Genomic DNA, 11,530 nt, shown 5'->3' on the forward strand with positions numbered 1-11,530 from the left:
CGGCAATCGCAAAAGCGCCGGTCGATGTTACATGTGGAAACGCAACGTTACGAAACTCATGGCCCGGTGATGCATTGTCTCTGGGAGCGCTCACTGCAATTTGAGCGTGTATTGAAGGAGAGATGTTATGAAAAAGCTCATTCTAGCTTCGTTGTCCGCCATTGCCCTTCTGGGCGTTGCTGCCTGCAGCGATAGCGGCACTGACAAAACCACAACCCAGAGCACCAATCCGCCGGCCGCCGAGCAGCCGATGAAGCCTGCGGCCCCGGCCGACAATTCGACCAAGCCCGCCGAGCTGGCTCCGGCAACACCTGCTCCTGCGCCCGCGCAGTAGCTCGTACCTGTAGAGCGTGTCTTGGGAGGAAGGCCGGCGTCATGCCGGCCTTTCTCGTGGAGGCGACCAGCCGACCCAACAAGGCTGCTTATCTTCACATCGCAGTCATGCGCCGTTATTGGCTTGATAGCGGTGACCGGTTGGCTTTATGAAGCGGACCATGTCGATTTGGGACCGCCTCGGCGAGTTTATCACACGGGTATCGTCTTCAGCGACATCGGGCGTTGCCGATGTTGTCGAGGCCGTGCGCACAGTTTTCTCCGGCGATGCCGATCTGCGCCGCCGCGTCGCCTTCTCGGTGGCGATGATCGCGCTTTCGGCCAAGATGGCCAAGGCCGACGGCATCGTCACCCAGGACGAGGTGCGTGCCTTCCAGGAAATATTCGAGGTGCCGCCGAAGGAGACGCGCAACGTTGCGCGGCTGTTCGAACTTGCTCAGCAAGACGTGGCGGGTTTCGAGATCTATGCAGAGCGCATGGCGCAGATGTGCGGCTCTGGCCATTCGAACTGCGTGATGCTGGAAGACATACTGGACGGCCTGTTCCACATCGCCAAGGCCGACGGGGTGGTGCATGAGGGCGAGGGCATCTTCCTGCACCGTATTGCCGAAATCTTCCGCATCGATGAGGTGCATTACGAAGCCATCATGGCGCGGCACGTCAATCTTGGCGCTGGCGATCCCTATGTCGTGCTCGGTATCGAGCGCGGCAAGCCGTTTGAAGAGGTCAAGAAGCGGTATCGCAAGCTGGTGTCGGACAACCATCCGGACCGGCTGATCGGACGCGGCCTGCCACAGGAATTCATCAAGATCGCGACCACCAGGGTTGCCGCGATCAACGCAGCCTATGAGATGATCGAGCGGGGCCTGCGGCACGCATGAGCGGCTTCCCGCCCGACGAGCCGAGCGCCGAGGTCAGGGTATCGCCGAATTTCGGGCCAAGGCGCGACACGCTGAAGCCCGACATGATCGTGCTGCACTATACCGGCATGGCGACGGGTGCCGGGGCGGAGGCGTGGCTGTGCGATCCGGCGAGCGAGGTCTCGTCACACTATCTCGTCCATGAGAATGGCCACATCGTGCAGATGGTCAGGGAAAGCGACCGCGCCTGGCATGCCGGCAAGAGTTCCTGGTTCGGACGCACCGACATAAACTCCTGCTCGGTCGGCATCGAAATCGCCAATCCAGGCCATTCGCTAGGCTATCCCGGGTTCCCCCGGCGCCAGATCGATGGTGTGATCGGCCTGTGCAAGGGGATTGCCGCACGGCATGCAATTCCTGCCAAACGGGTGCTGGCGCATTCCGACGTGGCGCCGGGGCGCAAGATCGATCCGGGCGAGAAGTTCCCTTGGGCAGTGCTGTCTGGCGCCGGTGTCGGCCATTTTGTGCCGGCCTCCCCGGTGAGGCGCGGAGCAGCGCTGAAGTCCGGGGACAGCGGTGCCGATGTCGAGGCGCTGCAGTCGATGCTGGCGCTTTACGGCTATGGTGTCGAGATCTCGGGCATTTTCGACCATCAGACATTGATCGTCGTCGAGGCTTTCCAGCGGCATTTCCGGCCTCGCCTTGTGGATGGCGTGGCCGACGGCTCGACGATGCGTACGCTGCAGAGACTGCTTGCTTCGGCCAGGGATTGACCCTGGGTCAAGACCCACCCAAAGTAATCTCTTCCCTTCGTTAAGTTACAAACTGTCACTCAAAGTGACTTGCCGCGCCTTCATTGGCGCCAATTCGGCCTTCAAAGGGCAATCCGTACAGTTTGTCGGACGTCTAGCCCCGTATGTTCCGATATTGATCAAGCAGCGCCGCGCGAAAACCTTCGCGCGACCCAGACAGAACAGGATCACATGCAGAAATTGACCGTTTTAACGGCAGCTCTCGCTGCCGGCGTAATGACTTTTGCCTTCAGTGCGGCTGACGCCGCGCCGGTAAGCCCACGGGCCGATCAGGGGCTCGTCGCGGCGACCGCCAAGGGCAAGGCCATTCCGGCCAAAAGCAGCAGGAGTGCAAAGGCGACGAAGCAGGCTTCCGCCAAGGTGGAAAAGGTAAGCTGGACCAAGGCGAAGAAATCCGCGAGGCAGAAGAAGCGCGGCCGCAAAACCGTCGACATGACGACAACGGCATCGATCGGGCTCAGGAATGTCGCGGCGTCGACGGCAGCAGTGGCCAGCAGCGGCCAGTATTCCGCGATCGTTGCCCGCTATGCGGCAAGCTACGGCGTTCCGGTCTCGCTGGCTCATGCCGTCATCACCATTGAGAGCAACTATCGGCCGAACATGGTCGGCAGCGCCGGTGAAATCGGCCTGATGCAGATCAAGCCGGCGACAGCCCGGATGATGGGGTATAACGGCTCGGCCAAGGGACTGTTCGATCCGGACACCAACATCAAATACGGCATGAAGTATCTCGCTTTGGCGCAGAACCTTGGTGGTGGCACGACCTGTGGCACGATCCTGAAATACAATGCCGGCCATGCCGCGACGCGGATGAACCCGATCTCGGCCGCCTATTGCAGCAAGGTCAAGGTCCAGATGGCGGCGCTTTGATTGCAAGTTGCGAGAGCCGGCGGATGAGCTGGCTTTTTCATTTGCGTTTTCCCGGCTGAACCCCTTTATACGCCTTGCCAGCTGGCTGGGCGGCCGCACTCGCAAACGCCGAAAGGCCGCGAGTGAGGAAAGTCCGGGCTCCATGGAGACACGGTGCCGGTTAATGGCCGGCGGGGGCGACCCCAGGGAAAGTGCCACAGAAAGCAAACCGCCACGACTTTGTCGGGGTAAGGGTGAAAGGGTGGGGTAAGAGCCCACCGCGCGACTGGCAACAGGAGCGGCACGGTAAACCCCACCGGGAGCAAAACCGAATAGGGGCGGTGCGAGGGGAAACCCTCGAGGGCTGTTTCCGGCTCACCGTCCGGGTAGGTTGCGTGAGGCGCATGGCAACATGTGCCCAAGATGAATGGCCGCCACGTTCTCGTCCCGCAAGGGGCGAGGGCCATACAGAACCCGGCTTACAGGCCAGCTGGCAGTTTTCCCGAAGAGAAATACTTTGAGATCAGCAGGTTGCGCCTTCGGGCGCGCCTGTTGATTCATGCTCGTCTGGCCATCCGAAGCCGATGAGGGTCGTCCTGGATTCGATCAGCCGCCGACCCTGTCCAACGACGCCTCGATCGCCGCCCAAAGTTCTTCCACGGGTTCGCAGCCTATTGACAGGCGCACAAAGCCGGCGGGAACCGCATCGCCTCGTTTCAAGCGCCGTTCCGCCGAAGAGTGAACGCCGCCGAAGGATGTCGCGGCCTGCAGCAGCGCGCAGTTGTTGATGAAATCCTCGGCCTTCTGTTCCGAGGCGAGTTCGAAGGAGATGAGGAAGCCGAAGCGTTCCATCTGGGCGCAAGCGAGGTTGTGCGACGGATCGTTTTCGAGGCCGGGGAAACGCAAGCCGCTGACCGCCTCGTGGCCTTGCAGCCTACGCGCGATCACTTCCGCCGAGGAACACATGCGGTCGAAGCGCACGTCGAGCGTTTCCAGGCCGCGATGCACCAGCCAGGCTTCGAACGGCCCCGGAATGCCACCGGCGGTCTCGCGCCAGCCTCTCACGGCCGAAATGATCGCATCGTCACGGCTGGCGACATGGCCGAACAGCACGTCGGAATGGCCGTTGGGTGCCTTGGTGTCGGCGGCAACGACGATGTCGGCGCCGTGGTCGAGGGGACGCTGGCCGAAAGGCGTCATCGTGGTGTTGTCGACAACGACAATCGCGCCGGCCCGGTGAGCAGCCTCGGCGACGGCGGTGATGTCGCAGATGTCCAGTCGAGGATTTGAAGGGGTTTCAACGTAGGCGAGGCGATAGCCGTCGAAGCCGCCATCAAGGAAAGTCGATGTCGGTCGCAGATCGAAGTCGATGCCGAACGGTTTCAGGAAGCGCTCGGCCAGTGCCCGTGTGGCGTGATAGCCGTCCGAAGGCAAAAGGATGCGATCACCGGATTTCAGCAGCCCGAAAAACACAGCCGAGATTGCCGCCATTCCTGAGGGGAAACCGACACATTGCGCGTCTTCCAGATGTGCCAGCATGTGCTCGACTGCATCCCAGGTCGCGTTGCTGTAACGGCCATATTGACTGTAGCTGGTATCATCTCCCGGGTTGTGGAAGATGGCGGCCATGCTCAGGGGCAGCGGAATGGGGTCGCCTTTGGCAAGGTTGTCGCGGCGCAGATGGGCGAGGGACGCGGCGCGTGACCTGGCTGTTTCGGACATGGATTTCAAACCTTGTTGCTAAGCGAAAGAGACGGTTGACGCTATGCGTGGCAGCGCTGCGCGGCAAGCCGCCTCCGGTTGGGCCAAAGCGCTCTAAACGCTTCGTTAGGCTTAATGATCCATAAAGACGAGACGTGCCGAAACGGCTGCTCGGATTGGTCGTGGTGCGCGTGTTTGTGAAGCCTATTCCCGTTGACGCCCATAGCACCCCATGATATCCCATTCGAACACTCAAGCTTTCGTTCCGTGTCAGGGTAAAGCGTACGCCAATCGGGCAGCCGCGGCGGGTGCGCGTTTGCCGTTTCTTGCCCACGTGGACGGGATGGGTGCGGGGCAGGGAACGTGCTGCGGTGGCGCGTGCAAGACGATGAAGAGGGGTGCGGCGGCGCAAGCGGCTGTAGCGTTTAATGGACCGGTTTCTGTCGAACACGGTGAGCAGGATCGATGCGAAAGGGCGGGTTTCCGTTCCGGCGCATTTCCGCGCCGTCGTGCAGAAACGCGGCTATTCGGAACTCTATGCACTACGCTGCCTGGACCTGCCGGCGATGGATGTCGGCGGGCTGGACCTTCTCGACCGTTACGAGCAGCGCATCGCGCAGGAAGATCCCTTCCTGCAGACGGCGGACGACATGTCGTTCTTCTGCCATGGCGATGGAACGTTCCTGAAGCTCGACCAGGACGGCCGCATCACGATGAGCGATTTCATTCGCGAGCATACCGGCATCTCGGCGGAGGTGGCCTTTGTCGGGCGCGGCAATTTCTTTCAGATCTGGGAGCCGGGACGGCTGGCTGCCTATGGGGCGCAGGCACGGGCTCGGCTTTTGCAGCTTCGGCAGGGGACGAAGCCTGGGGAGCGACCGGAATGACGGTGGGCCACGGCGATGACCTTCCTCACGCTGTAGGTGGGCACGCCGTTGGCGGATCGGTCCGCCACATTCCGGTCCTCCTTGGCGAAGTGCTTGAGGCACTGGCGCCGGCGGAGGGCGACATCATCATCGACGGCACGTTCGGCGCCGGTGGTTATACCAGGGCCATCCTGGCGACCGGGGCTTCCGTCATCGCCATCGACCGCGATCCCGATGCCATCGCGGCCGGGCGCGATCTGGAAGCGCAGTCGGGCGGCCGGCTGAAGCTGGTGCAGGCGCCGTTCTCGACGCTGGACGAGCATGTCGAGAGCGCCGACGGCGTCGTGCTCGACATTGGCGTCTCCTCCATGCAGCTCGACCAGGCCGAGCGCGGATTCTCGTTCCGCAATGACGGGCCGCTCGATATGCGCATGGCGCAGGCGGGCTTGAGCGCCGCCGACGTCGTCAACAACTTCAAGCCGGGCGATCTTGCCCGCATCTTCGGCTTCCTCGGCGAGGAACGTCACGCCGGCCGTATTGCCCGCATGATCGAGGCCCGCCGCGAAAAGAGACCGTTCGAACGCACGCTGGAACTGGCCGACGCGATCGAGACGCATATCGGCCGCGCGCCGAAGGACAAGATCCATCCGGCGACCCGCGTCTTCCAGGCGTTGCGCATCTTCGTCAATGACGAGCTCGGCGAACTGGCCAAGGCGCTGTTTGCAGCCGAACGTGCGCTGAAGCCCGGTGGGCGGCTCGCCGTGGTGACGTTCCATTCGCTGGAAGACCGCATCGTCAAGCGCTTCATCGCCGACCGTGCCGACGTCGCCACCGGCTCGCGCCATCTGCCCGAGGCGCACGCGCGCACCGCGACGTTCCGCAAGGCTGGCGGCGGCGTGACGGCAGGCGATGCCGAGGTCGCTGCCAATCCGCGTGCCCGCTCGGCCAGGCTGCGCGCCGCGATCCGCACCGAAGCGCCGGCGCGTGCAGGTGATTTCTCGATTTTCGGTCTTCCAAAGCTTCCCGGCATCAACCTGCCGGGGGAGAGGTAAGCACGTGTTCCGTACCAGCGACATTGTCCTGATCGCCGTCATGGTTTCGGCGGCGGCCCTGACCTACAAGACCAAGCGCGAGGCCGAAGACCAGTTGGCGGCGGTGCAGAAGATCCATACCCAGATACGCTATGAGGAGGAGACGATCGACCTGCTCAAGGCCGACTGGAGCCTGCTCACCCAGCCGTCGCGGCTGCAGAAGCTCACCGAACTCTACAAGACGCAGCTCGCCCTCGAGCCGGTCAGCGCCCGCCAGATCGTGGGCTTGAGCGACCTGCCGGCCAAGGCCCTGGACATTCAGGACATCCTGAAAGGACGCCAGGACAGCATGGCTGACAATTCCGACAAGGCGCCGTCTGGCGACAAGGATCCCGTCGTGACCGGAGACATCGCCCAATGATCGGCAAACTGCTGAAGCGCCGTGCCAGGACGGGTGGCGACGGATCGATCGTCGTCGAGGGTGCCCGCAAGGCCACCGGTGGCAAGGGCAGGGCGCGTATCGTGATGACGATGGCGGTGTTTTTCGGCATCTTCTCGACCATTTCGGGGCGGCTGGTCTATCTCGGCTTCCAGTCGCCAGACCTGTCAGGCGGCCCGCAGAGCCGGATCACCGCCTCGCGGCCTGACATTGTCGACCGCAATGGCGAGGTGCTGGCGACCGACATCAAGACAGCGTCGCTGTTCGCCGAGCCGCGCCGCATCGTCGATGCCGACGAGGCGATCGAGAAGCTGTCGACCGTGCTGCCCGAGATCGATTACGAGCAGACCTATCACAAGCTCAAGAGCGGCGCCGGCTTCGTCTGGCTGCAGCGCCAGCTGACGCCCAAGCAGCAGGCCGACATCATGCAGCTCGGCATTCCCGGCTTCGGCTTTCGCACGGAGAAGCGCCGCTTCTATCCGAGCGGCGAAACCTCGTCCTACGTTGTCGGCCTGACCAACATCGACAATCAAGGCATCTCCGGCATGGAGAAGTACATCGACGAGCAGGGCCTGAGCGACCTGCAGGCGTCGGGCCTGGCGGTGGCCAAGGACCTCCAGCCGGTCAGGCTTTCGATCGATCTGCGCATCCAGCATGTGGTGCGCGACGAGATCGCCGCCGGCCTGGAGCGCTACCGCGCCATCGGCGCCGGCGCTGTCGTGCTCAACGTCAAGACCGGCGAAGTGGTGGCCATGGCCTCGGTGCCGGATTTCGATCCCAACAATCCTTACAATGCCCAGGAAAAGGACCGGCTGAACCGGATGTCGGCCGGCCTCTATGAGATGGGCTCGACCTTCAAGAGCTTCACCTCGGCCATGGCGCTCGATTCCGGCAAGGCGACGATGAACAGCCGCTTCGACGCCTCGCATCCAATCCGTGTCGGCCATCAGGCCATCCACGATTTCCACGGCAAGAACCGCGTGCTGTCCCTGCCGGAGGTGTTCCTTTATTCGTCCAATATCGGGTCGGCCAGGGAGGCTGAACTGGTCGGCATCGCGGGTCACCGGGAATTCCTGCATCGCCTTGGTATTTTGGAGCGGATGCAGACCGAGTTGCCGGAAATCGCCCGCCCGACTGAGCCGAAGGTCTGGAAACAGGTCAATTCGTTCACCATCGCCTTCGGCCATGGCGTGTCGACGACACCGCTGCAGGCGGCTGTCGGCTGCGCGGCGCTGATGAATGGCGGCTTCCTGATGAACCCAACTTTCCTGGTGCGGACGCAGGAGCAGGCTATGGCCATCGCCAAGAAAGTGGTGAGCGACAAGACCGTCGAGGGCATGCGCTACCTCTATTCGCTCAACGCCGAGAAGGGCTCGGCCAGGAACGCCAGGGTCCCCGGCTACCGTGTTGGCGGCAAAACCGGAACGGCAGAGAAGGTCATCAATGGCCGCTACTCGAAGGAGCTGAATTTCAACACCTTCGTCGCCGCCTTCCCGATGGACGATCCGCAATACCTGGTGTTTACGATCGCCGACGCCCCGCACCCTGAAAAGCCCGGGATGACGGACGTCGCCGCTAATAATGCCGGGGTCATGGCCGGCAATATCATCAGGCGGTCGGCGGCCATGCTTGGCGTGAAGCCAGATTTCAGCCATGAAAATGGTGCAACGCTGGTTTCCTATCAGTGATTCTTAGGGCGCGCCGGCAACTGCGCGCTATTTTGTTGCGGTGAACGGGACTCGATGAAGCTCAGAGATTTAGCCGGTATCTTGCCAGTCGAAGGAACAGCTTCCGCCGATCTGGAGGTTACCGGGATTTCGTCCGATTCCCGGCAGGTAAAACCCGGCGTGGTCTTCTTTGCGCTTGCCGGCACCAAGGCGGACGGCTCGGCTTACGCTGCCGATGCGGCCAAGCGAGGCGCTGCCGCGATCGTGACAAACAAGGGCAGCTCTGTCGCCGGGTTGCAGGTTCCGGTGTTGGCGGTCGACGATCCGCGCCTGGCGCTGGCGCTGAGTGCTTCCAGCTTTTTCGGCAAGCAGCCTGAGATCATGGTCGCGGTGACCGGCACCAGCGGCAAGACCTCGGTCGCCGCCTTCACCAGGCAGATCTGGGAGCAGGCGGGCTATGCCGCGGCTTCTATCGGCACCACCGGCGTGGTCGCGCCAGGCCGCAACGAATACGGCTCGTTGACGACGCCCGATCCGGTCGCCTTGCACCAGCTGCTTCGAGAATTGGCGGATGCCGGCGTCACGCATGCCTCGATGGAGGCTTCCAGCCACGGGCTCGACCAGCGCCGCCTCGATGGCGTGAAGCTCGCTGCCGGCGGCTTCACCAATCTCGGCCGCGACCATATGGATTACCATCCGACGGTCGAGGATTATCACCGCGCCAAACTGCGCCTGTTCGACACGCTGTTGCCAAAAGGCGCGCCGGCGGTGATTTTCGCCGACGATCCATGGTCGGAACCGACAATCAAATCGGCTCGGGCCGCCGGGCTCAAGGTGCTGACGGTTGGCCGCCACGGCGATTTCCTCAAGCTGAAGCGGGTCGAGCATGAGCGCCATCGCCAGCGCGCCGAGGTCGACGCCGATGGCGTGCTTTACGAAATCGACCTGCCGCTGGCCGGCGATTTCCAGATTTCGAACGCGCTGGTTTCGGCGGGGCTTGCCATTTCCACGGGAACACCCATCGCCAAGGCCCTGATAGCACTTGAGAAACTTAAGGGCGCGCCGGGTCGGCTTGACCTCGTCGGCACCACCGCCAGCGGCGCGCCGGTCTATGTCGACTATGCCCACAAGCCCGATGCGCTGGAGAACGTGCTGGCCTCGGTAAGGCCGTTCACGACGGGCCGCGTCATGGTGGTGTTCGGCTGCGGCGGCGACCGCGACCGGGGCAAACGGCCGATCATGGGCGAGATCGCCAGCCGGCTTGCCGATGTCGTCATCGTCACCGACGACAATCCGCGCTCCGAAGTGCCCGAAACCATCCGCGCCGCCATTCTTGCCGCCGCTCCCGGCGCCATCGAGATCGGCGACCGGCGCAAGGCGATCCACGAGGCGGTCGCCATGCTTCATGCCGGTGACACGCTGATCGTCGCCGGCAAGGGCCACGAGGAAGGCCAGACGATCGGTTCGCAAACCCTGCACTTTTCCGACCACGAGGAAGTCCGCGAAGCGCTGCGGGAGCGTGCCGCATGAGCCTGCTGTGGACATCCGAGGCGCTGGTTGCCGCCATGGATGGGCGGCCGCTCGGCCCAATGCCGGAAGGTATTTCGGGTATTTCGATCGACAGCCGCAGCCTGCAGCCGGGTGACGCCTTCTTCGCCATCAAGGGCGAGGCGATGGATGGGCATGACTTTGCCACCGCTGCCATCAAGGCCGGCGCTGGCGTGCTGGTGGTGGCGGAAGGCAAGTTGCCGTCGCTTGGCCGGCTTACGGCGCCGATCATCGTCGTCGAGGACGTGCTGGCCGCACTGGAAAAGCTCGGTGTGGCCGCACGGACCCGTTCGCAAGCAAAAATCATCGCTGTCACCGGGTCGGCCGGCAAGACCACCACCAAGGAAGCGCTGCGCCATGTGCTGTCGGCCGTCGGCAAGGTGCACGCCTCGGCGCAGTCCTTCAACAATCATTGGGGCGTGCCGCTGACCCTGGCGCGCATGCCGGACGATTGCGACTATGCCGTGTTCGAGATCGGGATGAACCATCCCGATGAGATCCGGCCGCTGGTGAAGATGGTGCGGCCGCATGTCGCCATCGTCACCATGATCGCGGCCGCGCATCTGGGCTTCTTCCGCAACCTGGACGAGATCGCCAAGGCCAAGGCCGAGATTTTCGAAGGGTTGGAACCCGACGGTGCTGCCGTCCTCAACCGCGATGACGCGCGTTTCAAGCTTCTCGACAAGATGGCGCATGCCGCCGGCGTCGAGCATGTCTATGGCTTCGGCGAGAATGCGCGCTCGACCTTCAAGCTCACCAAATGCGAATTGCATGCCGACCATTCCGACATCGCCGCCAGGATCAACGGCCATGATATGATCGCTCGTATCGGTGCGCCCGGCCGGCATATGGTGCAGAACGTGCTGGCGGTGCTGGGTGCGGCGCAACTGGTCGGCGCTGATCTCGGCAAGGTGGCACTCGCGCTGGCCGATCTCTCGGCCGAGCGCGGACGCGGCAAGCGCCATGTGCTGCGGCATTCCGGTGGCTCGATCACGCTGATCGACGAGAGCTACAACGCCAATCCGGCCTCGATGGGGGCGGCCATGGCGCTGCTCAACGCGACGCCGGTGACGGGCGAGGGCCGCCGCATCGCCGTGCTCGGCGACATGCTCGAACTCGGAGACCATTCGGCCAAGCTGCATGCCGCCCTTGCCGATCTCATCATTGGCACCGGTACGCAGACCGTCTTTCTCGGCGGTCCGGAAATGCGGGCGCTGGCGGAAGCACTGCCCGACGACATCAAAACGGAATACCGCGCCGGCGTCGAGGAACTGAAGCCGGTGCTGCTCGCCGCGTTGAAGCCGGGCGACGTGGTGATGATCAAATCGTCGAAGGGCATCGGTTTTGCAAAACTGGTCGATGCGCTGCTGGGCAAGTTCCCGGCTCAATCAACAGCCAACAGTCGGTCGTAGGGTCGGGGGACG

Annotated in this window: 11 protein-coding genes and 1 other RNA gene; 11 read left to right on the forward strand and 1 reads right to left on the reverse strand. The window is 63.1% G+C overall.

Annotation, left to right across the window (positions count from 1 at the left end):
- Positions 1-127 precede the first annotated feature (127 nt).
- From ACZYHG_RS18830 to rnpB, 5 genes are all read left to right on the forward strand, one after another.
- Complete coding sequence (locus ACZYHG_RS18830; RefSeq protein ID WP_464609845.1) at positions 128-334, forward strand: hypothetical protein; 207 nt, start codon at positions 128-130, stop codon at positions 332-334.
- A gap of 160 nt (positions 335-494) precedes the next feature.
- On the forward strand, positions 495-1,214 hold the full coding sequence (locus tag ACZYHG_RS18835) for a TerB family tellurite resistance protein (RefSeq protein ID WP_464609846.1): 720 nt from the start codon (positions 495-497) through the stop codon (positions 1,212-1,214).
- Entirely contained in the window at positions 1,211-1,966 is a 756-nt protein-coding gene (locus ACZYHG_RS18840) for a peptidoglycan recognition protein family protein (RefSeq protein ID WP_464609847.1), read from the forward strand. Before ACZYHG_RS18835 ends, ACZYHG_RS18840 begins: the two co-directional genes overlap by 4 nt.
- A 210-nt stretch (positions 1,967-2,176) precedes the next feature.
- Positions 2,177-2,875: a lytic transglycosylase domain-containing protein gene (locus ACZYHG_RS18845; RefSeq protein ID WP_464609848.1), complete on the forward strand. Its 699-nt coding sequence runs from the start codon at positions 2,177-2,179 to the stop codon at positions 2,873-2,875.
- Between the two features lie 77 nt (positions 2,876-2,952).
- Positions 2,953-3,352, forward strand: an RNA gene (gene rnpB / locus ACZYHG_RS18850) — RNase P RNA component class A.
- Between the two features lie 108 nt (positions 3,353-3,460).
- On the opposite strand, the gene ACZYHG_RS18855 is transcribed toward rnpB, so the two are convergent.
- On the reverse strand, positions 3,461-4,576 hold the full coding sequence (locus tag ACZYHG_RS18855) for a cystathionine gamma-lyase (RefSeq protein WP_464609849.1): 1,116 nt from the start codon (positions 4,574-4,576) through the stop codon (positions 3,461-3,463).
- A 407-nt stretch (positions 4,577-4,983) separates the two neighbouring features.
- On the opposite strand from ACZYHG_RS18855, the gene mraZ reads away from it, so the two are divergent.
- From mraZ to ACZYHG_RS18885, 6 genes are read left to right on the forward strand one after another with little or no spacing between them, the layout of a single operon-like run.
- Positions 4,984-5,442, forward strand: a complete 459-nt coding sequence (mraZ, locus tag ACZYHG_RS18860; RefSeq protein WP_027044751.1) for a division/cell wall cluster transcriptional repressor MraZ — start codon at positions 4,984-4,986, stop codon at positions 5,440-5,442.
- On the forward strand, positions 5,439-6,473 hold the full coding sequence (gene rsmH / locus ACZYHG_RS18865; RefSeq protein ID WP_464609850.1) for a 16S rRNA (cytosine(1402)-N(4))-methyltransferase RsmH: 1,035 nt from the start codon (positions 5,439-5,441) through the stop codon (positions 6,471-6,473). The genes mraZ and rsmH overlap by 4 nt, the downstream gene beginning before the upstream one ends.
- A gap of 4 nt (positions 6,474-6,477) precedes the next feature.
- Positions 6,478-6,873 (forward strand): cell division protein FtsL, encoded by a 396-nt coding sequence (gene ftsL, locus ACZYHG_RS18870; RefSeq protein ID WP_464609851.1) that lies wholly within the window; start codon positions 6,478-6,480, stop codon positions 6,871-6,873.
- On the forward strand, positions 6,870-8,579 hold the full coding sequence (locus ACZYHG_RS18875) for a peptidoglycan D,D-transpeptidase FtsI family protein (RefSeq protein ID WP_464609852.1): 1,710 nt from the start codon (positions 6,870-6,872) through the stop codon (positions 8,577-8,579). Before ftsL ends, ACZYHG_RS18875 begins: the two co-directional genes overlap by 4 nt.
- 54 nt (positions 8,580-8,633) lie before the next feature.
- Positions 8,634-10,088: a UDP-N-acetylmuramoyl-L-alanyl-D-glutamate--2,6-diaminopimelate ligase gene (locus tag ACZYHG_RS18880; RefSeq protein WP_464609853.1), complete on the forward strand. Its 1,455-nt coding sequence runs from the start codon at positions 8,634-8,636 to the stop codon at positions 10,086-10,088.
- Positions 10,085-11,518 (forward strand): UDP-N-acetylmuramoylalanyl-D-glutamyl-2,6-diaminopimelate--D-alanyl-D-alanine ligase, encoded by a 1,434-nt coding sequence (locus tag ACZYHG_RS18885; RefSeq protein WP_464609854.1) that lies wholly within the window; start codon positions 10,085-10,087, stop codon positions 11,516-11,518. The genes ACZYHG_RS18880 and ACZYHG_RS18885 overlap by 4 nt, the downstream gene beginning before the upstream one ends.
- Positions 11,519-11,530: the final 12 nt, after the last annotated feature.

It is taken from the genome of Mesorhizobium subarcticum, assembly GCF_055456085.1.

What these genes read in the sequence shown, in the direction of transcription:
- ACZYHG_RS18830 (WP_464609845.1), top strand. Translation starts at nt 128, where the DNA reads ATGAAAAAGCTCATTCTAGCTTCGTTGTCCGCCATTGCCCTTCTGGGC.
- ACZYHG_RS18835 (WP_464609846.1), top strand. Translation starts at nt 495, where the DNA reads ATGTCGATTTGGGACCGCCTCGGCGAGTTTATCACACGGGTATCGTCT.
- ACZYHG_RS18840 (WP_464609847.1), top strand. Translation starts at nt 1,211, where the DNA reads ATGAGCGGCTTCCCGCCCGACGAGCCGAGCGCCGAGGTCAGGGTATCG.
- ACZYHG_RS18845 (WP_464609848.1), top strand. Translation starts at nt 2,177, where the DNA reads ATGCAGAAATTGACCGTTTTAACGGCAGCTCTCGCTGCCGGCGTAATG.
- ACZYHG_RS18855 (WP_464609849.1), bottom strand. Translation starts at nt 4,576, where the DNA reads ATGTCCGAAACAGCCAGGTCACGCGCCGCGTCCCTCGCCCATCTGCGC.
- mraZ (WP_027044751.1), top strand. Translation starts at nt 4,984, where the DNA reads ATGGACCGGTTTCTGTCGAACACGGTGAGCAGGATCGATGCGAAAGGG.
- rsmH (WP_464609850.1), top strand. Translation starts at nt 5,439, where the DNA reads ATGACGGTGGGCCACGGCGATGACCTTCCTCACGCTGTAGGTGGGCAC.
- ACZYHG_RS18875 (WP_464609852.1), top strand. Translation starts at nt 6,870, where the DNA reads ATGATCGGCAAACTGCTGAAGCGCCGTGCCAGGACGGGTGGCGACGGA.
- ACZYHG_RS18880 (WP_464609853.1), top strand. Translation starts at nt 8,634, where the DNA reads ATGAAGCTCAGAGATTTAGCCGGTATCTTGCCAGTCGAAGGAACAGCT.
- ACZYHG_RS18885 (WP_464609854.1), top strand. Translation starts at nt 10,085, where the DNA reads ATGAGCCTGCTGTGGACATCCGAGGCGCTGGTTGCCGCCATGGATGGG.